At 35.4% G+C, this 22457-nt stretch carries 8 protein-coding genes; 7 read left to right on the top strand and 1 reads right to left on the bottom strand.

The window, feature by feature from the left end; all coding sequences use genetic code 11:
• Positions 1 to 191: 191 nt before the first annotated feature.
• The 4 genes from DX009_RS08880 (at position 192) to DX009_RS08865 (ending at position 10048) form a co-directional block, all read left to right on the top strand.
• The gene (locus DX009_RS08880) at positions 192 to 3431 is read left to right on the top strand and encodes a SusC/RagA family TonB-linked outer membrane protein (protein ID WP_115083733.1); all 3240 of its coding nucleotides are present in this window, start codon (positions 192 to 194) and stop codon (positions 3429 to 3431) included.
• Between the two features lie 17 nt (positions 3432 to 3448).
• Positions 3449 to 5053 (top strand): RagB/SusD family nutrient uptake outer membrane protein, encoded by a 1605-nt coding sequence (locus DX009_RS08875; RefSeq protein WP_115083732.1) that lies wholly within the window; start codon positions 3449 to 3451, stop codon positions 5051 to 5053.
• 45 nt (positions 5054 to 5098) lie between these two features.
• Positions 5099 to 5989, top strand: a complete 891-nt coding sequence (locus tag DX009_RS08870) for a hypothetical protein (protein ID WP_115083731.1) — start codon at positions 5099 to 5101, stop codon at positions 5987 to 5989.
• A gap of 357 nt (positions 5990 to 6346) precedes the next feature.
• A complete protein-coding gene (locus DX009_RS08865; RefSeq protein WP_115083730.1) occupies positions 6347 to 10048 on the top strand; it encodes a choice-of-anchor J domain-containing protein in 3702 nt (1233 codons plus the stop codon).
• Between the two features lie 100 nt (positions 10049 to 10148).
• Here DX009_RS08865 and DX009_RS08860 read toward each other — a convergent pair whose 3' ends face one another.
• Complete coding sequence (locus tag DX009_RS08860; RefSeq protein ID WP_115083729.1) at positions 10149 to 13034, bottom strand: outer membrane beta-barrel protein; 2886 nt, start codon at positions 13032 to 13034, stop codon at positions 10149 to 10151.
• 1084 nt (positions 13035 to 14118) lie between these two features.
• On the opposite strand from DX009_RS08860, the gene DX009_RS08855 reads away from it, so the two are divergent.
• Genes DX009_RS08855 through DX009_RS08845 form a run of 3 tightly spaced genes read left to right on the top strand, consistent with a single transcriptional unit; the run spans position 14119 to position 21801 of the window.
• Positions 14119 to 15717 carry a hypothetical protein gene (locus tag DX009_RS08855; protein WP_115083728.1) on the top strand — a complete coding sequence of 533 codons (1599 nt, stop codon included), beginning with the start codon at positions 14119 to 14121 and terminating at the stop codon, positions 15715 to 15717.
• Positions 15717 to 18089, top strand: coding sequence for a S8 family serine peptidase (locus DX009_RS08850; RefSeq protein ID WP_115083727.1), 2373 nt, complete (start codon positions 15717 to 15719; stop codon positions 18087 to 18089). Before DX009_RS08855 ends, DX009_RS08850 begins: the two co-directional genes overlap by 1 nt.
• A 4-nt stretch (positions 18090 to 18093) precedes the next feature.
• Positions 18094 to 21801 (top strand): hypothetical protein, encoded by a 3708-nt coding sequence (locus DX009_RS08845; RefSeq protein WP_115083726.1) that lies wholly within the window; start codon positions 18094 to 18096, stop codon positions 21799 to 21801.
• The last annotated feature ends 656 nt before the right edge of the window (positions 21802 to 22457 follow it).

Below are 22457 nucleotides of genomic sequence, written 5' to 3'. Positions count from 1 at the left end.
TTAATAAAAGTGAAAAAGATAGTTGCTTTATTAATTTTATTTGTTCTATTAAATGCTATACACTATCTTTGCATTTACGTTAAAAGATGAAAACACTTTCGGTTTTAACTAAGCTATGAGAAGTTGGGACAAAACTCCCAAGCAAAATGAAACAATAACTGTTAATAATTAAATTTAAAAGTGAGAGATTTATGAAAAAAAGACTAACAATGTTTCTCGCCTGCCTTTTCTTAAGTTTAGGAATGGCTATGGCACAGACACATGTTACGGGTGTTGTTATCTCGGCAGAAGATGATCAGCCTGTAATTGGAGCTTTTATTAAGGTGCTCGGTACTTCAAATGGAACTCAAACAGACGTTGATGGTAAGTTTGAGTTAAATGTACCTGCTGGTGCTATGCTCGAGTTTTCATACGTTGGTATGACTCCTAAGAAAGTAAAGGCAACTGCAAATATGCGTGTCGTTCTTGAATCAGAGAACAAAAATTTGGACGAAGTCATAATTGTAGCCTATGGTACACAGAAAAAATCAGCATTTACGGGTTCTGCTGCTGTTGTAAAATCAGGTGATATTGCAAAAGTACAGGTAACAAATGCTGTTGATGCTTTGAAAAATAAAGTATCTGGTGTACAGATGACTCAAAGTTCTGGTGCTCCAGGTTCTTCATCAGGTATTCTTATTCGTGGTATAGGTTCTATCAATGCAGGTGGTGCTCCTTTGTATGTTGTAGATGGATCTCCATTTGATGGCGATATTAAGTCTATCAATCCACAAGATATCGAAAGTATGACAGTTCTCAAAGATGCTGCTTCTGCAGCGCTTTATGGTGCTCGTGGTGCTAATGGTGTAATTATTATCACAACAAAAGCTGGTCGCGCAGATCGTGGTACTATTACTGTTGATGCTAAATGGGGTTCAAAGTCTCGTGCAATTCCTGATTATAAGTATGTTAATAATCCAGCTGCTTACTATGAATTGTATTATAAAGGACTTTATAACTACGCAGTAGATGCAAAAGATGGTCAAGGTATGACTCCTGAAGCTGCATACGCTTGGGCGAATGCTAAGCTCACTGGTTCTGATAGTTATGGATTGGGTTACAATGTTTATACATACCCAGCTGGTCAAACTCTTATAGGACGTAATGGTAAATTGAATCCTAATGCAACACTTGGTCGTATGGTAACAGGTGTAGACGGACAACAGTATTGGATTCAACCAGATAACTGGATTGATGCTATTTATAGTAATGCTCTTCGTCAAGAATACTCTGCAACAGCAGTAGGAAATACTGACAAATCTACTTTCTATGGTTCTATCAACTATTTGAAAGACGATGGTATTACAGTTGCTTCTGACTATCGTCGTTTTACTGGTCGTTTGAAGGCTGATTACCAAATCAACAATTGGTTACGTATTGGTGGTAATATGAACTACTCTCACTACTCTATGCATGCAGCAAAAGGTGGTAATGGTAGTTCTACTGATTCTGGTAATATGTTTGCTTTTAGCCGTATTGCACCTATTTATCCTTTGTATCTTCGTGATGCAAATAAGCAAATTATGCACCATGCAGCATCTGGTCTTGATGCTTACGATTATGGTGATAATACAAGTAGTGGTCTTGGATTGTCTCGTCCATTCTTGGGTGGCTCTAACGCATTGTCTGATAACCGCATAAACCTTGATTTTGCAGATGGTAATACTTTCAATGGTGTTGCAACAGCTGATATTCGTCTTATGAAAGATTTAACTTTCAGAAGTGTAAATAGTGTTTATTTGAAAGAATCACGTGGTAAGGAAACAGTCAACCCATGGTTCGGACAGTATGCTACTGATAATGGTTCTGTTGCTGTAGAACATGGTCGTACATGGTCATATAACTATCAGCAAGTTTTGAACTGGAAACCAACTTTTGGCTCACACGAGTTTGATTTTATGCTTGGTCATGAGTACTATCGTATGATTTCTACCACTTTGAGCGGTAACAAAAGTAATATGTTCGATTTGAAATACGATGAACTTTCTGGTGCAGCTGTAACCAAAAGTACAAATTCTGGAAGTAGTATGTACAATACTGAAGGTTGGTTCGGTCGTGTAAACTATAGCTACGCAAATAAATATTTTGGAGAAGTTTCTTATCGTCGTGATGCATCTTCAATGTTCCACCCAGAAAACCGTTGGGGTAACTTCTGGTCATTAGGTGGTGCATGGCTCATTTCCAAAGAAGAATGGTTTGATGCTCCTTGGGTAGATGAATTGAAATTTAAGGCTTCTTATGGTGCGCAAGGTAATGATAATATTGGACAATTCCTTTATACAAATACTTATTCTATCATTTCATCTGATAATGCTGTAGCTACTGTAGCTAGTAGACGTGGTAACAAGAAAATTTCTTGGGAAAAACAAGGAATGTTTAATGTTGGTTTCGACTTCTCATTCTTCCGTCAACGCTTGTCAGGTAGCATCGTTTACTTCGATCGTTCTACAAAAGATATGCTTGCATTCTTCTCATTGCCACAAAGCTTTGGTTGGACAGGTTATTATGACAACGTTGGTGATATGAGTAACCGCGGTCTCGAAGTTGAATTGTTTGGTGATATTATTCGTACACGTGACTTTAAATGGGGTGCACACTTGAACTTGACAACTTATAAGAATAAGATTACTCGCATTGCTGATGCGAATAAAACAATGTGGCTTGATGGTGTACGAGGTTACAACGATGGTAGTTACTTCTTAGGTGAAGGTATTTCAATGTACACATTCCGTTTGAAGCAATATGCCGGTGTTGATCCAGAAACTGGTAAGGCTCTTTATTGGCAAGATAAGTACAAGAAAAATGCTGCTGGTGAATATGAATTGGATAAGAATGGACAACCAATCGTAGAGGAAAGAGTTAAGGTAGAAAATGCTGAAAATGCAACATATCACCTCTGTGGTACATCTTTACCTGATGTATATGGTGGATTTGGTACAGACATTGCTTGGAAAGGTTTCGATTTCTCTATTGATTTTGGATACCAACTTGGAGGTAAAGTCTATGATAGCAACTACGCTTCAGCAATGGGCTTTAGTCGCGGTGGTGCAATGCACGCTGATTTGTTAAATGCATGGTCTCCTGAAAATAAAGGTTCTAATATTCCACGTGTACAAAGCCAAGACCAATATACTACAGCTAGTTCTGATCGTTGGTTGACATCTGCTTCTTACCTTAGCTTGCAAAATGTTAACCTTGGTTATACTTTGCCTACAAAATTAACACGTAAGTATGGTCTCGCTAAAGTTCGTGTTTATGTAGTAGGTGATAACCTTTGGGTATGGTCTAAACGTCAAGGTCTTGACCCACGCCAATCTATTAGTGGTAGTGTTTCAAACGTACTCTACTCTAATGTTAGAACAATTTCTGGTGGTATTACAGTAACATTCTAAAAAAAATACGAAAGAATATGAAAAAAATTAATAAATCAATATATGGGGTTCTTATAGCTGGTCTGACCTTATCTGCAATGACCAGTTGTATTGATGAGGCTGAACCACGTAGTGGCTCTGTTACTCAGAATATGCTCGAAGAATCAGCATCTGCGACTGCTGCTGCAGTAAATGGTTTGCCTGCGTATGGAAAGTCTATTTGGAGAACGAGTGCCCATTGGTCTTATGGAATTTCAGCTATTATGCGTATTCGCGATATTATGGCAGACGATTATGTAGTAGTAGATCACAATTATAATCAATTTGGTACTTGGGCAGAGACTTCAGCTCTTGGTCCTTCTTATATGTATGGTCAGTTTGTATATTCATATTACTACCACTATGTTTTGGCATCAAACTTGGTAATAGGTGCTGTTAATCCAGATAAGGCAACTAAGGAACAGCTAGGTTACCTTGGCTTAGGATACGCTTATCGTGCTGCTAACTATCTTGATATGGCACGTATGTATGAGTTCTTGCCAACTGATGTAGATCCTGCATGTACAAACGAACAAGGTTATAATGTTAAGAATTTAACTTGTCCAATTGTTACGGATACTTTAGGAGAAAAAGCTTCACGTAACAATCCACGAGCTACACATGAAGAGATGTTTAAGTTTATTGAATCAGATTTGAACAATGCAGAAAAGTATATCGTAAACTTAACTTCAAATAAGAATAATACTCTTCCTGATCTTGCTGTTGTTTACGGTTTGAAAGCTCGTCTTTATATGTGGAATGAAGATTATGCGAAAGCTAAGGAATATGCTCGTAAGGCTATTGATACTTATGGTAAAGCTCCTATGTCTGAATCTGATGCTACTGATACCAAGAAGGGTTTCAATGATATTACAAAATGGATGTGGGGCGCTCAGTATACCTCAGAAGATAGAGCTGTAAAGACTGGTATTCTCAACTTTACATCTATGGCATCTAACGAAACAGTATTCGGATATGCTGGAAATGGTCCTATGAATATGATTGGTAAATCTTTCTATGATAGAATTAGCGACACTGACTGGCGTAAGACTATGTGGAAGGCTCCTGCTGGCTCAGCATTAGAAGCAAAGAATAAGTATGTAGCACCAGCGTTTAAGAATAGAATTCCTACATACGGTTCGTTAAAGTTCAGACCTAATCAAGGTAATTATGCAGAATCATCTATTGGTGTAGTTACTGCTTATCCTTTAATGCGTGTTGAGGAGATGTATTTCATTGAAGCAGAAGCTGCCGAACGTTTAGCTCCAGGTACAGGTATAACTTTACTTGAAAACTTTATGAAGACATATCGTGATCCACAGTATGTTTACACTGGTTCAAATGCTATAGATGAAATTCTTTTCCAGAAACGAATTGAACTCTGGGGTGAAGGTTTGTCATTCTTTGATATCAAACGTGCAAATGTATCAGTAACACGTGGTTATGCAGGTACAAACTTCTTCGAAGAGTGGCGATTTAATACAAATGGTCGTCCAGCATGGATGAACTTCTGCATTGTAAACTTGGAAGAAAATGATAATCCTGCCGTTAACGGTAAGAATAACCCAGATCCTTCAAAGGCTTATAAACCTTGGAGAAATTAAGAATTGCTTTAATTAAATTATCGTAAATTTTAAAAATACAAGTATATGAACAATATTTTTAAAAGCGCATTTATCCTCCTTGTAGGTGTGTTAGGCTTGAGCCTAACCGCCTGCACGGAAAAGTATGAATATCCAGGACCAGGAGAGAATGCTGACGGAAAAGCTTATTTTGAACAATCTTCTCAGAAGATTCAATTAACTCAAGATGCTAATTCTTTCAAGATTCCAGTAAAGCGTTTGAGTGCAGATGGTGCACTTGAAGTACCTGTAACTTTTGAAGCAGGCACAGGTAATATCTTTACAGTTTCTAATAAGGCAGTTTTTGAAGCTGGTAAAACAGAAGGTTATATTCAAGTAACTTACAACATTGATGATGTAAAGATGGGCAAATATGTGGGTGGTAAAATAACTCTCGACCCAACTTACGTTTCTCCTTATGGCTCTGGAACATTTACTTTCGTTGCTGGTACAACAGAGTTTGGTGCTTCTGTTTGGAAGAAAATTGGTACAGGTGTTTTAACTATCTCAGATCCAGATAACGATCTTGGTCATTTCTTTAATAAAGAGGGTCAAAAGTGGTTGCTTTTGGATAATCCAGCTCAACTTTCTAACAGAGTTCTTTATCAAAATACTGAGAATCCTCAGGAATATAAGATAGAGCCTTATATTAAAGATGGTTTTGCAATGACATTTACAGTTAATTCTGAAACAAACCGTATCTTCTTTAAAGATGTTGATACAGGTTTAAGAGGTCAAAATGATGCTGTTGTATATGCAAACTGCCTTGAAGTCTTAGCTCCAGGTGCTGAAGATAAAGTAAATAAACCTTCTATTTATGATAAGGCAAATAAGACCTTAACTTTCTCTACTGCTTATACAGGTGCAAATGCTAAGGGTATTTATGCAGTTGAGATGGAAACATTTGTATACGAATAATTGATCTGAAATATTTTCTTTTAGACTCTTATTAATAAATACGAATGAAACTTCTATAATAAGTTGGGTAGCTAAATTTTTGAGATGCTCCCAAAAATAAATTCACTAATAATGGGCTTGGTATTCTTATACTGAGCCCATTGCTTTTACTTTTAGCTTTATGTGTAATGGACATTTGTTAGGCTGAAATCTATCGAATGTCCTTTTATTTATTTTCTTTGTATCATCTGAAAGTTTATAATTCATATTCCACCTTGTACAAAGACATAGAGGAAAGGTTGTAATATTTAAGTTTAATATGTATCTTTGTACAATATTATACAAATTTGTTAATAAAGAAACCAAATTTTAGTTATTATGAAACAATCAATTTTTATCAGACGAAAAACAGTTTGGCTATTAATCACCTTATTTAGTGTGATAGCAAATGTAAATGTGTGTGCGCAAGAATTAGATTTCAGTAAATTAGACGATGCTCAGCCACAAGAAACTTTATTGCAAGTAGAAAATTATAAAGAGGCTTTAGGTACAACGTGGCAAAACATTTCCAGTGTTAAGAATGGAGTTTATTGGAATGTGCCTTATTCTAATCAAGAATTTAGTCTTAACATTTTATACACGCAGATACGCAAGCTAAAAGAAAACTTTAAATCTTATTTAGTTTCTCCTTCATTAAGTTTACGCGATATTGCTGGGAAACAATTAAATTTCGAATGGAAAACAGGAACCATTAAGGGCGATATAAAACTTTCAGTTCTTCTTATTAACAAGAGTGGTGAAACTATAGCTACGCTGGGTAATGTAATTCCTGTGTCTTCTAATTCTGATTACGAAAAATACTCTGTCGATATTCCAATTGCTGTGAAAGAAAAGGGAATAGGTTTCGTTGCTTTTTATGTAGAAGGCAATAAAGATAATTATACTGCTTTTAAGCTTAAAAATGTTACAACCAACGAAAAGAGCGATCCTATAAATATAACTGTAGACCCTGCAGAGCTTAATTTTGGTTCTATAGTTTTAAATAAAACTTCAGAAGAAAAGTCTGCACTCATTACAGTTACCAATTTTAAGGGCGAGAAAATAATACCAGTATTAGATGGTCAAGATAGTAACGACTTTATAGTTAGAACCGAAACAAACGAAGCACTTTCTTCAACGGGTGGTAAATTGTTTGTAAAGTTTCAGCCAAAAACAAAAGGCGATAAGGTAGCAACTATAACAATTACGTTAGCCGATAAAGTTGCTGTTATTTCATTAAAAGGTAAGGGTGTTGAAACCGAAAAGGAAGATAAACCTGAAAAGGAATTGTTAGAAAATCAGTTCTTTTGGGATTTCAATTCCGATAATACTCCTAAGAATTGGGAAATAAAAGGCGAACAAATATTTAAACGAGAGAAGCGCGATAGCTACCATTCCGATACTGGCTTTGGAGTGGGTATTAAGACAAAAAACGAAAAAGGTTTCTTAAAACAAACAATAGATTTAGCTAAAAACAACGTAACAGTAGGCGATGAAATAGAATGTCAAATACATTATACTACAATTTCATCACCTAATAATAAAGGTCCTTTACGTCTTGCATTCCGTTGGCTTAACGATAATGGTAATGTAGTTCAAAGTAACGAAGATGCTTTTATAAACAATCCGAAAGTATTTTTTGGCAAAATGAAATCGTGGGGAACATTAACTTTCCGTACAATTTGTCCAGACGGAGCAACAAAGTTAGAATTTGCCATTGAAGTACAAGAAAATAGCGAAGTAAGTTTAGACGATTTTAGTGCCAATCGTCTTCCGGCTTCAAAAGCTAAAGCAACTCCACTTATTGCAATTCTTCCACAAGTACAAACAATTTATGGTGAAGTAGGAGAGACTGCAATATATGATATTGCTATTCAAACAATGCATATTAGTCAAGTCCAGAAACCAAATTTCAGTGGTGGCGACAAATATACTTTGGCAAGCAATATGATGAAACTTAATATAGACGAGATAGACAAAAACCAGTCTATAGGTGCACAACTTATTGTTACTCCAACAAAGAAAGGGGCTTTTAAAGATGCTGATTCTTTTAAATTAAGTTTCTCTGGTGCCGACGATACACACAATGGCAACCTTATGCTTATTGCTTATTTCATGGAAAAAGGCAAAAAGCCTTCTGTTAAGTTGTCTGCATCGACACCTATAAAGGAAATGAAAGCAGAACCAGGTAAAACTGTTACTCAAAATTTAGAATTCGATGTAAACGATATTATTACCGATGTTAAAATAGCAATCGACCATGCCCCACAAGTAACCTGTTTCAAGAGCAACACCAATATATTTATGTATAACAAGAGCAAGGGAACACTCTATGCTGAACCAAAACTCCGTATAGATTTCCGTCCGCTTACTGTAGGTACATATCAAGCTACATTAGTTGTCTCAACAATTTTGGGCGACACTGTACGTTACAACTTAAAAGGTATTTGCGAAGAAGAAACACCAGGGGCAAAAGTAGAAAACTTTACTGCCAATAATATAGAAGAACGTTTTAAGAACGAACCTGAATGGAACAACTTTGGAAAATACGACCTTGGATATTGGAAGATAGAAGGCAAATGGAATAGCGCAAGCAATATTACGCTTAATAAAAGTGGTATACTTTATTTCGACAATGTTTTTGTTAATGGAGTGAACAAGATAAAAGTAAATCCAACAACAGCAACAACTTCTCTACGTGCAGAATATTCTATAGATGGTGGTGGTCATTGGTTGCTTATAAATAACAATGGAATGGCAAATACTTCCAACGAATTTATACTAAATAATCATCGTCCCACCCTTATTCGTTTTGTAAATGTAGCCGAAACCGATATAAATATAAATAGTGTGCAGTTTTATGAAAACGAAAATACGCAGCGCGAAACATTTATCGACATTACCAAAGCTATGATGCCTAATGCCGATTCTAAACCATTATTGTTGCTTAACGAACGTTTTAACAATATGCGCCACCGACAAATATTAAGCATTCCGGGTTGGCAAAACTTAATTATACGTGGCGATCGCCCATTCTGGACGTGGAAACAGCGAGAAAATAATCTTATTGATGGTAAAATCCAAAGCGAAGGAGCATACATTACTTTCTGGAAAACAGGAATTGTAGACCATAACCCATACGAATCGTGGCTTGTTTCGCCAACACTTTCCTACAAACAAGCAGCAAGTAAAATACTTACTTTCAGTCTTCGTTTTAATGGTTTAAGTAAAGACGAACAACGCGAAGAACTTTTCCAAGCCTACATTATTACCGAAAAAAATGGAGTTCTTAAAGAACAAGTTCTCGATATTGACAAGTATAAGCCAACTGGTATAGAAATAGACAACGAAACATGGTTGAACTATCGCATAGACCTTTCAAAACTTACAGATGTTAATATCGACGACAATTTCCATCTTGCATTCTCATTCTACAGTAAAGAAGGTGGCACCTATTCTGGCTTAAATTGGATGATAGATAATGTTTCGTTTGGTCGAACCGACTTGCCAGAAATCACTGTCGATAAGCAGTTCCTTTATGTTCCATATAAGATGAAACAGAAAACAGATCCTGTTGTGTTTAAAGTAACAACCACAAACAACCCATCTGATAATGTAAGTATAATGTTATCGCCTTCAAAAATGAAGAAAAATTTCCAATTGCTTACACCAGAATTAGCTCCGGAAGGCGGCGATGCATCGTTTATTTTCTATAGCGAAGACAATAAAAAATATGCAGCAGCATTCATTGTTCAAGTTCCTGGTGCCGAAACCGTAATTGTGAAAGCACTTGCCGACCTTTATACAGGTATTAATAGTGCAGAAACACCCAACAAAACAGAAACTCCCTATATTGTTGATAAAAACATTTGCTTGTCTAATAAATACCAGAGTTATAAAATCTATTCAACAACAGGGCAACTTCTGCAGCAAGGAGGCTACGAATCTAATATTAGTATAGCCAACTTACAGCATAGCATTATTATTTTAAAACTATTTGATGGCAACGAAACTAAAACTTATAAGTTGCACAACAAATAAACATCAATAAAAATCAACTGGTTATTAGGGTTATTCAAACTCTAATAACCAGTTTTTTTATCACAAAGTTTCTTTCTCAACAATGTATATTTGCTAAGTTTCAAGGTTTTTTCGATATTCTGTATCCAATAGTCAGCATAACATAGCTTGGAATGTTGTTGTAAAACGTTTCTTCTCTTCCTTGTCCATTCACAATGTATGTGTGGTTCGAGATATTCTGTAGAATGTCGTAGCCTGTAATGCTGATGTTTAGCCTATCGTGCATAAATGTTTTTACGAGCGATGCATTCCAGACAAGACAGTTGTTGTTGGAAGATTGGTCGCTGTATCTTCTCCTGCCATACATTTTCAGGTCGGTGGCAAACTGTATATCGTAAGGAAGCGTATAGTTGCCAGCCAAACCGTAGTAAAAGTCGCAAACACTGAACGTCTTAAAATAGCTGTTCAAACTTTTCGAGTTATGAATATCTATATTTCCTATGAAAGCTATGCGCAAACTATTTTTCTGTACAGTGAGTTTTATACCATCGGTAAAATAGAAGTTACGCACTTTGCTTATGCCGTAACTCTGAATGGAGTTTAGGGTAACGAAGTCTACATTGTTGTTGAGTTTTAAACTCATATTGTTTTCTAAAGTCCATATCCTTCTCTTGTCTAAGCAGACTGAAAAGCCATTATTAAATTCAGCAATCCAATTACCATTTATATTGCGTGGCTGATAAGTGTAAATTCCTGTTGTTGTGTTATACGACATTGCATTGCCCACAGCCTGATGAAACAATTTAAAGTTGGCACTTAAATAATACTGTCCTTTTAGTTTCTGTATAATGTTGCCATAACTTGCCGAGAAACTGTGCGTCGTAGTATTCTGCAAATCACCATTCCCCATATAAACCGACAACGGCTTCGATGTATCGGTTACTCTTATTGTTTGTTTCAAATCGGGCGTTGTAACTTCCATGTTGTATGCCAGTTGCCAATTTTTTCCATTTGCACCTCTGAAACTATACGAAATTGTAGGCGTAAAAAGCCAGTCGCGCCGAGAAACCAATGTGTCAATATCACTACGCAGATAATTCATACAATTATACTTATAAGCCAATGGTAATAAAAAATCTATCCGCGTAGTACCTTTTCTACCTTCTTTATCATAGAAAATCCGCATTGTTCCACTATGCACGTGAAATCTATTCCATGTTTGGTAGCTGTTGTTTAAGTCCATAGCCAACAATAGTGAATCTCTTGTAGAAGGTAAATCCGTGAGCCGATGTCTGCTATTTGTCCACCCCGAAAGCTTATCTAACCGGTACCTGTTAAAACTGTCGTATTGATAATTTTGCTGATAACCGTAACTTGCATTAAAGTTCCAATTATTTAGCAGATGAATGTTATATGCCAACTTGGCTGCAATATTATAGTGGTGCGAAGGCTCATTCATATATTGGTGTTCCGTTTCATTTGTATTTGTTTGCATAAACTGAAGCTGGTAACCATTAAAATTCTTTTTGCGTTCCTTTACGTACGATGCTTCTGCTTCTAAACTAATATTGTCTCCCCATGGAAGTTTTTTCGAAACCTCAAGTGTCTGCCATATTCCATAACGATAAAATCGGTTGTCGCTGTCTTGTTTATTGCTATTTACAAGCTGTTTCCTTATAGTGGAATCGTTTTTATTAAAGACGTCATTCAGCAAATCTTCTGTATTCTTAACGCTGTTGAAAGGATTAGCTTGGAAAGTTGCCAATTTCGAATTCAGTGTACCCGATGTTTTCCAATATTCAAGGAATGTAGATGCATATAGATAGAACGATTTAGAGACAATAAAATCGTTTTGCGCTGTAATCGAAGTTTCTTTCCCATTTGTATGCAGAGTAGACGCAGTATAATTGTTATGTGTAGGCAAGAAAGTCGTGGTAATAGTTTTAGCATCGTAATTACCATCGCGCCAAAGTGTTTTTACATAAAATTCGTTGGACACCGACTTATCTGTATTTTTTAGAAACCAGTCTAAACCTGCAATCTTGAAACTTAAAACTCCGTCTCCTGCTTTATAAGCGTCCCATTCTCCATCAGAACCCGGACGCAAATCTTGGTTAATATTATTGGCACTACTAAAAAACGACAAGCGCGAAAGTGGAGTATATCTTAGTCCGAATAGTTTTGTATTGTAACGTTTGTGTGTAGCAAGACCAGCCTCGGCATTTACAATATAGCCTGTAGCATATTCTTTTTTTAATTGCACGTCCATTACAAACTCTTTCTTCTCGTTGTTGTAACCTAAATATTGGTTCTTCTCATTCGTTCGGTTATAAAATTTTATATTCTTTACCGTGTAAGCCGGGAGATTTCTCAACAATATCTTTTGGTTCTTCTCTCCCTTCATAAATTTTTCTCCTTGCAGCAAAAGATTATCAACCTTCTTTCCATCTTTAAATATCTCTCCTGCCGAATTAAGTGTTACCGAAGGCATTTGCCTGATAAGTTCGTCGAGCATAGAACCATTGGGCAAATTAAAAGCGTCTGCATTATAAACAACTGTGTCGCCTTTAAAAACTATCTTTACTTTAGTAGCTTTTACCACAACTTCGTCTAATTCGTTCACCTGTTGTAGTTTCGATTTTCGTTTCATATATATTGTTGGAACTTGGAACGACTGGTTTCTTGCAATATACTTCACATTATAATTAGAAAAAGCCGATTCGTATCCAGATTGTTCCGCTTTAACAATATACTTTTTAGGAGAGGCAGGAATATTGAAACTGTAATAAGATTCCATATAAGTTTTATCCTCATCAATGTATTTCACGGTTTGTTTATCTATAATGGTACTGTCTTCATCCATCAAAATCACAGACACATTTTTTATGCCTCCGTTTGTAAATGCATCTCTCACATATCCCTGCAGCAAAATGGTTCGTTCTTGTGCTTTTGCCCCTATGCATATAAAGAGCAGAAGCAATAATAGTTGTTGTGGTTTGATAAGCATAGGTATATTGTTCTTAGTTTTTATTATTATTTGTGAAGAAGTTATTTTCTTACGGATAGATAAAATAATTTTATCTTATTGTTTATCCGTAAAGGCAAGAATTACAAACTCCCCTTTCATTTCATTGTTGGTCCAATTATTTGGGCAGATCGTAATAATATGCTTTTTCCTAATATTCTCTACGTACAAATTTATAAATATTATTCCAAAAAGTTATCTCTTTTCTTTGTTTTTAATAAATATCAACTATTAACCGTCGTGTTTTTATACTTACTTTATTACTAAAGTATATTTAGACTCCCATTCTAAAACTTTATTTAACTGTGCTTATTCTTTTAGTAGCTCACCATTTGTAGCATCTATTTGTATAGAGAAAATAGCTAAAAATGGAGTTTGCAAATTGTTAGTTGTCAGATAATTATATGGAAGGTGGAATTTATAATAAGAAATTATTTTTTTTATATTATAAAATCGTTGTTTTTATATTACAAAAAAATAATTTTCCATATAAAATTAGGCACATATAACCAATGGTTTTGGACAACTCTTTTTGAATATTGCCGACTGTACAACAATTCAAGTGGAAAGCCACAACAAATTATATAGAAAAGAAAGACATAGAAAGTTTTTCTATAATAAAGTATAGCTTTAGTAAATTATTTAATTAGATATAAACACTGAACGGTGTTGTTGAAATTAAAGCATTTACTTTGTTAATAGTTTAATTTCCAGTTGTCTTTTGTATTCTTATTGATATTTTAATAGCCTTTTAGCCTAGTCGTAGTTCGTATGTTTTTGTAATAAAGTTAATCAATCAGCTCAAAATATTCCGAGTGTATAATGGCGTTTAGAGTTAAATAGTTCTCTCTCAAAAGGTTTTTAAAGAAATAAATCTAAAAAAAGCAAGAATAAAGTCTTGTTTTTAAAAATTATAGCTATCTTTGCAAACGAACCTAAAGAAGTGTTTAGCGAAGCATTTCTTTATATGTAGGTGGTTTTTATTTGTGCGAACATTTAGAACTATCAATTAGACTGAAGAAAAAAAAGTAAACTAGATATAATAATAACTATAATTTAACAACGTATGAAGAAAGTCTACTATTCTTTTGTCTTAGTGTTAATGACACTAATGTCAATGAATGTGCTGGCTGATACACCTATTAAGTTAGATGTAGATGATGCCAGTAGAATTAGAGTAAAAGTTAATTATTCGCCCATTGAAAATATAAAAAATGGTGTGAACGAATTAACCGTGCCACAATATGGTTCAGTTCAAATAGAAGCCAAAGATGGTTCGTATTTAACACGAGTTTATAAAACTAACAAAGATGGAGAGGCAGTAGCACAATCTATTTCCAATCTAACTTCATGTAACATTTATTTAACAGATGCAGATAAAAACCTAAAATTTACGGTAAAATCGGGAGTTTTAGCCGATGCACGCACAGCATCGTGCACAGTAAAAGTAGACGATGCTACAAAAGTTAAATTAGAACGTTATGAATCGCACACAGTTGTGAGCCTACAAAATGGCGATAACACAGTGAAGTATATTCCTAATGTGGAGAAAACCTTAATAATAGGCAATGCAAACTATGGCGATGCTCCACTTTATAAAGTAACACTCGATGGTACAGAAGTAGAAAGTTCAGGCAATCAGTTTTTTGTAACACCGAAAGAAAATAGTGTAATATCAATTGTAGCAAACTATCCTGATGTAGATTGTGGTGTGAAATTTAATTTCTCAAGCAACGATGTGAAAGGTATTCTTGCCAAAGTAACAGTGAATGGCGAAGAAGTAACCAACTATAACGATGCAAATTTCACGGTTAAGGCAGGAACAAAGTTAGCACTTACTTTCGATAAAACGAACTACGCTTTAGAGTCGTTTAAAGTGAACAATGTGGAAACAAGTGTTTACGGAACGTTTGAATATCTTGTGAAAAATGCAACAACCTTCGATATTAAAGCACGCAAATATGCAACAATAAAGGCAACACTGAATGTTGATAAGGCAGAAAATATTACAGTTTATCACGGCAGTAGCTATAATAATAAGGTGATAGCCATAAAAGATGGCGAAAACACTATTGAACTGAACGAAGTTAGCAGTATGATTCAGATAAAGCCCAATAGTGGTTGCAAAATAGAGAGCCTTAAAGTAGATGGAAATGTGAAGACCGCTGGTAGCGATGGCATTTACGAAATAAATCTTGCAGAAGGAATGAAGATAGAAATTACGACATCTGCCATTGTACGCGACCAAAAAGCAATTGTATATATAGACGATATAAGTCTTGCTAATTATGGTTTTAATTTTTATCGTTCCGACCATTCAACAGTTCCTATGCAAAGTGGCGAAAACACATTGATGTTTTCTGCCGACGATAATGTATTTATGTTCGGAGCATACGGTAACGACCTTAGTAAAATGTTAGTAGAACTAAATGGCGAAAAAGTAGAACCAGCTTACGGAGGCGGAACCAGTTACGAAGTAAAATTAAAAAATGGCGATCGTTTAGAAATTAGGCTTAGTGGTCCTAATGGAATTGACGAAATAGAATTGCAATCAATAAATAAAAACACAGTGGTTTATCGTATTGACGGTACACGTGTAAAAGGTGCAACATTGTCTCCAGGAGTGTATATTATTAATGGAAAGAAAACTATAATAAACAAGTAATGAGAAAATTTACATTCACTATTCTATGTTTAGGTTTGGCTTGTTCTGCATTTGGTCAATCTAAACTCGACTTACAAAGTCGTATGATGTTATTGCAAATGCGCAATACATCAATACCGACTTACAATAGTCGTACACGTTCTTTCGAACGTCCGAAAGTAATTCAGCCAAATGTAATGGCAATGATAGAATTTACTGGCAATAATGCCCTTAGCGAACTGGAAGCACAAGGCGTAAAAGTGCTAAGAGTGCGTGGTAATATTGCAATAGTAATGGTTTCTACAGCCGATGTAGAGCGTATTTCAGATATGAGATGTGTGCATCGTATGGAATTATCGCGCCCAGTTTATCAGAAAATGGACATTGTTCGCCAGGTAACAGGCATAGATAAAATACATAAAGGCGTAGATTTGCCACAAGCATATACAGGAAAAGGCGTAGTAACAGGTATTGTTGATGGTGGTATAGACCCTAATCATATAAACTTTTTAAAGCCAGATGGTACAACACGTTTTGGTTATTTAAGTAAGATTACAGCAACCACCACCACTCAACAAGGATATCTTTACCAAAATTATTATCCTCGTGCAGTGCTCGACACAATGAAACAACGTGATGATACGTATGCTATAGAAGATTTTGCAACCGATAGTTATACAAATTTCCACGGAACACATACAACCGGTATAATGGCAGGTGGTTATAAAGGAAATATTACGGTAGCAAAAACCGACGATCAAGATATTTCTTATAAAGTAACCGAAGCAAATCCATATTATGGCGGTGCAACCGAATCGGAAATAGTAGCTTCGTGTGGCGATTTACGCGATCAATATATAGCTTTTGGTGTAGACGATATTATTAACTATGCAAAACTTTCAGGTCCGAAAGCAAAACCTTGTGTAATAAATCTCTCATTAGGAAGCAATATTGGTGCACACGATTCAACAAGTGTAATGAATCGTTTCCTTGCTCTTTGTGGTAAAGAAGCAATTATTTGTGTTGCAGCAGGAAATGAAGCCGACCATCCAGTAGCATTAACTGCAAAGTTTAATAATGCCGACGAAACAGTTCAAACATTTATTCGTCCAACAATGGAAGGCGAATATAAAGCATCAAACAAGTCTTATTACAATCTTCGTAACGGACAAATTTGTGCTTATAGCAATAATGCTGATGAATTTGAATTGCAAATAGTAGTTACCAACGGTACACGTAACAATAAAGTAGCTGCTCGTATTCCTGTAGATCATAATACAAATGGACAACCAATAATTTACTCTTCTGGTGGCGATTATGCCATTACCGGTGCAGTTGTAAACCAAACATTTGCAAAAGCTTTTAATGGATATGTAAGTGCTGCATCTATTAAAGATCCAGAAACTGGACGTTATTATGTGCTTGCTGAATTTTTAACAAGCGACAATCAAACTACCAATAAAGATGGTAATTATAAATTAGGTCTTATAATAAAGAGTAAAAAGCCTGGACAACGTGTAGATGTTTATGGCGATGCACAGTTAGTTTACTTCGACGATTATGATCAACCAGGTTGGGTAAAAGGTTCTCGCAATGGTTCAATAAGCGATATGGCTTGTGCTGCTAATGTAATAAGTGTTGGTAGTTATAATGTACGAAACCATTGGCCATCATTAGATGGATATGTTTATGGCTATAATAAGAAAGGACAAGGAAACGATTTTCCAGCTGGTGAAGTATCTCGCTTCTCTTCTTATGGAACATTAGCCGATGGTAGAAATCTTCCAGACATTTGTGCCCCTGGTGCATCTGTTATTTCTTCTGTAAACACATATTGTGTAACAAATCCTGACATGGGTTATACACCAGCTGCGTTGCAAGCAGAACTAAAAAAAGATAAGAAGACTTATTATTGGCATCAATCTCTTGGAACGTCAATGGCAACACCAGTAGTTGCTGGCGCAATTGCATTATGGTTAGAGGCAAATCCTTCTTTAACTTATAAAGATGTAGTGCGTATAATAAAAGAAACAGCTGTAAAAGACGATTTTGTTAAGAACACTGGCGACCCAGTACAATGGGGAGCAGGAAAGTTTGATGCATACGCTGGTTTAAAACAAGTATTGAAAGAAAAGGCTGCAAATGGTATTCAAGGAATAAAAGCAAACGAAAAAGAAACACCAATATTAACAATGACTGGTACACGTTCGTTTACAGTGTTCCTTTCAAATGCAAAACAGCTAAATGTACGTGCTTATACACTCTCTGGACAATTAGTGCATACAAATATTGCACAAGGAAATGAAACAAATATAGATGCTTCTGCATGGGAAAAAGGTGTATATCTTATTCAAGTAAACGGAAGTTCTGCACAACGAATTATTATCTATTAAAAATATGAAGAAAAAAAGAAATTTTCTCTCGTCGGTATTATTAATACTGATGACGATGATTTTGAATTCTCTCGGTGCACATGCGCAAAGTGAGGAACCAATCATCAGTTTTCATACAAATGTATATGAAAAAGCTAAAGGTACAGGCGTAACGCCAAGTGTATCATTTGTTCTTGGAGCTGCAAACGAAAAACAAGTTGTTAATATCGATTGTGGTAACGGTGAGGAAGAATTCGATGTAGATGTTGCTCAAATTGGCGAAAATCAATCTATAAAAGGTTCTCTTTATATAGGACAAGTTTCTAAAGATGGTTGGGTGAAAATTTATGGCGACCCAACAAAACTCTACTATTTTAATGCTTCTGGTAATGAAATTGACGAAATTAAGTTCAGCAATAAGTTAGGACTTCGTGTTCTTAATCTTGAACATAATGTATTAACTTCGCTCAATATCGACGATTTAAAGGGGTTGCAGGTTATATATTTACAAGATAATCCATTTGCGAAAGCTACTCCTTTAATGATTGGCTCTTTACCTAATCTTTTGGTTTTAGAAATTCCACAATGTGGTCATATCTCGCCAAACTTTACTCTTCGCAATTTCCCTGTACTTCGTTCGTTCGATGCTTATCATTCTCTTACTTTAACAAGCGTAGACCCTACAGCTTGCCCATTATTGCAACGTTTGAGTCTTGATATGACGAATGTTTCTTCGGTAGATCTTTCTAAAAATCCAGATTTACAAGTGTTGAACGTTAGCGATTCGCGCATTAGTTCGCTCGATCTTAGTCATAATCCAAAGATAAGAGAACTTTATATCTCTCACACTTCTGGAACTGTGAACACCGATATTAAGTTCGAAACTATAGATGTAACCCATTGTCCAGAGCTTTACTATTTCTTCTGTGGTGGTAACAAGTTTAAAACTCTAGATTTAAGTAAGAACCCTAAACTCTTTACTTTCTCTTGCGACGATAACTTGTTGCGTTCTCTTGATGTTACTAAGAATACCGACCTTTATAGTGTTAGTGTTCGTAATAATTATATGGACTTTGCTACCTTGCCTTGGCCAGGAAACTGGTTTGAATATTACCATGCACAGCGCGAAATGGAATTGAACGATTCTTATAAAGTAGGCGATGTTATCGATCTTAGCAATCGTGTTTTGCGTCAAGGTACAACAACTAATGGTATTCTTTATAGAGTTCCAAAGGACGATCCAACTAAACCTGTTGAATTGGACAATACATATTATAAATATGAAAATGGAAAAGTTACGTTGCTGAAGGCTCTTGAAGATCAAGTTTTCATTCAGTATACAAATTCTGTATTGAAAGATTATCCTATTCGTACCGAAAACTTCACTGTTAGAACTGTTGAAAACTTTGGTAAAGACACAAAGGCTGTAGAATTTTCTAGTCTTGGCTCTGCAGGCGCTCCAATAAAAATGTCTGTTGGTATTTTAGGTGCAACCGATGCTAAGCCTGTTTCTGTGAAAATAGATTTAGGAGATGGCAATTTAGTTCCTTTTGCAATTAAAGCTGAAGAACCAACAACTCCTAATATAGATGCACAGCGTAAGGGTTCTGGTAATATTATTATTTATGTGCCACAAGATAATTATATTACTGCTTTAGAAACCGACAACTTGCCAATTGATAATATCGACCTTACTGCATTAAATCAGTTGCGAGTTCTTGCTTTGAAGAATGCTGGTTTAAGAAATATCGATCTTGGTTACAACAATAAATTAAGAAAACTAGACCTTTCTGGCAACTTGCTTACAAAACTTACCTTAAAAGGTCCGTCTTCTTACTTCTATAAGAGTTTGCTTACCGATATTAATTTAAGCAACAACCAGTTGGAAAGCTATGAATTTGATGATTTCTATGCTATTCGCAAATTCGATATTAGTCATAATAAGATGAAAGCATTAGATGTTTCTGATGCAGACAATCTTCGTTCGCTCAACATTTCTAACAATGCTTTCACACGTTTGTTATTGAATCATAGCGAACTTTTAGAAAGCTTAGATGCTTCGAACAACGAACTTAACGAAGTTAAAATACCACCTGTTGCTCCTTTGGCTTATTTAAACATAAGTGGTAACAACTTTACATTGGCAAATATGCCTGCCGATTTCGGTTTAGATGCTACACACTTTATTTATGCTCCACAACATGTTCTCGAAATTTCTACATCTTCTCCAGGTATCGACCTTTCTGAGCAGTTCATTACAAAGAATGGCGCTACAACTCAATATGTATGGAAGAAAGAAAATGGACAGAAACTTGTTGAAGGTACAGACTATACTATTAAAGATGGTGCTTCTAAATTTAAGAACTTAACTGTTGGTAAGATTTATTGTGAAATGACTCACGCTGCTTATCCAGCATTTACGGGCGCAAATGTATTTAAAACTACGCTTGTACAACCAATTGATATGCCTAAATATGAATTGGCTTCTTTCACAACTATAAATGCAACTGATAGTGTTGATTTGTCGTTAGCAAGTCCTGTTAAGGGAACTTCTGTTTACTTTGAATGGAATGGCGACGGAAATGTTACTCAATACACCTTAGACACAACTTACAAGCTGTTTAGAGCTAAATCTAAAGCTAATAAGAAAGTACGTGTACTTGTTGCTAATGCCGACGATAAATTATCGGTATTCAGTATTTCAAAGGTTAAGATTGGCGAATCTGATTTCTCTGGATTAAAAGATACTCGCTCTATTACAATTGCTGATGCTGAAATGCAGTCTGTAAAAATACCTGCTTCTACTGCTTTAACTCAGTTGAATTTGAGTGGAAATGAACTTACAGAATTTGATTTGTCTGATTATCCAAACCTCTATTTCTTGTCTTTAACCAACAATAAGATTAAAGATTTCGATTTATCGAAAGGTAAGAAACTTGGTCTTGCATTTGTTTCAGGTAATAAGCTGAAGACTATTAAGATTGATAACCCCGATTTGTGGAACCTCGAATTGAGTAAAAATGCTCTTGAAAGCGTTTCTCTCGATAAGGCTCCTGCTTTGGAACAACTTTGGTTGAACGATAACTTGCTAACACAGGTTGATATTTCTAAGAATACTAAGTTGGGTGTTTTGAATCTTGTTAAGAATAGATTGAGATTCTCTACAATGCCAATTGCTGTAGATAAAGATGGAGTTGCAAAATTCCAAAAGTATTCTTATAACTTGCAAGAACCTCTTGATGTTGCATTGAATGGTTCTAGTGTAGACTTGAGTTCTGAAGCAACTATCGATGGAGCACCTACAGAATTCCGTTGGTTTATAGACCGTATTAACGTTATTGATGGCGAACCACAAGGCGAAGAATTGGATAAAGACGACGAATATACCATTGCAAATGGTGTAACAACATTTAAGCTTACAAAGACAACTAATCATCTTGTTTGCTTAATGCGTAATCCTCGCTTGCCGAATTTATATCAAATTACAAATTATGTGAACTTTGAGACAACTGGTGTAAATGGTGTTTCTGCTAATAACGATATTCAAGTGCAACTTGTAAATGGTGGAATTACTGTAGTGGGTGCAAAGAACAACACACTTGCAGTTTATACCATCGATGGTAAGCTTGCTTATCAGAATAAACAAATTAGCAACGACGAACATATATCTCTTGCTGCTGGCACATACGTAGTACGTGTTGGAAACAAAGTTGCTAAAGTAACTGTAAAGTAAAATAATTCTTTCGTAGAATTATCTACAAATATCAAGGTCGTATCATAAAGTTTTTTATGGTACGACCTTTTTTCTTGTTCTATTTTCTAACAAATACGAATTAGCCATTACCACATTAGGGTTTAATAGTAATATATGAATGATGTTGTAGGCTAATCTGAATTTCGTCTGCTTTATGCACAGAGTGTAATAATTAGATATGCGTCCCAGGTTAGTATTTACGCCGTTGCTTTTACGTGTAAACAAACATTAGTTTACATAGAAACAAACAATCTTTCATATATTAAGAAGCAATTATTTACACGTAAGTAAAACTTTATTTACGTGTAAGTAAAACTATACTTACGTGTAAGTAAAACTTTATTTACGTGTAAATAAAACTATTTTATGCTTATAAACGCAATGTGCTTTCATAATAGAAACAGAAAAATACAATGAGAAAAATTATTGTGCACCTGTGTTTTCGTGTTTGTGTAACTCTTGTTATGCGAAAAGTTTTTTGTGCGTTTCAACAGCTTATAGAATACGCATAAGTTATTAGCGCAATTGTGTGTAAAACAAAATATCCCCTACGCTGGTGGTAGGGGATAATGAAAACTTTTTATTAAGATAGGGTATGGTTTTCGTTCATTTGTAGCTTCGAACAGAAAAAACGT

This window comes from Prevotella pallens (assembly GCF_900454935.1).
Lineage (GTDB): Bacteria > Bacteroidota > Bacteroidia > Bacteroidales > Bacteroidaceae > Prevotella > Prevotella pallens.
The sequence above is the reverse complement of the archived record's forward strand: the minus strand, read 5'-3'. Positions and strand labels throughout refer to the sequence as shown.

Coding starts and splice junctions, on each gene's coding strand:
- DX009_RS08880 (WP_115083733.1), top strand. CDS start 192: ATGAAAAAAAGACTAACAATGTTTCTCGCCTGCCTTTTCTTAAGTTTA.
- DX009_RS08865 (WP_115083730.1), top strand. CDS start 6,347: ATGAAACAATCAATTTTTATCAGACGAAAAACAGTTTGGCTATTAATC.
- DX009_RS08870 (WP_115083731.1), top strand. CDS start 5,099: ATGAACAATATTTTTAAAAGCGCATTTATCCTCCTTGTAGGTGTGTTA.
- DX009_RS08850 (WP_115083727.1), top strand. CDS start 15,717: ATGAGAAAATTTACATTCACTATTCTATGTTTAGGTTTGGCTTGTTCT.
- DX009_RS08845 (WP_115083726.1), top strand. CDS start 18,094: ATGAAGAAAAAAAGAAATTTTCTCTCGTCGGTATTATTAATACTGATG.
- DX009_RS08855 (WP_115083728.1), top strand. CDS start 14,119: ATGAAGAAAGTCTACTATTCTTTTGTCTTAGTGTTAATGACACTAATG.
- DX009_RS08875 (WP_115083732.1), top strand. CDS start 3,449: ATGAAAAAAATTAATAAATCAATATATGGGGTTCTTATAGCTGGTCTG.
- DX009_RS08860 (WP_115083729.1), bottom strand. CDS start 13,034: ATGCTTATCAAACCACAACAACTATTATTGCTTCTGCTCTTTATATGC.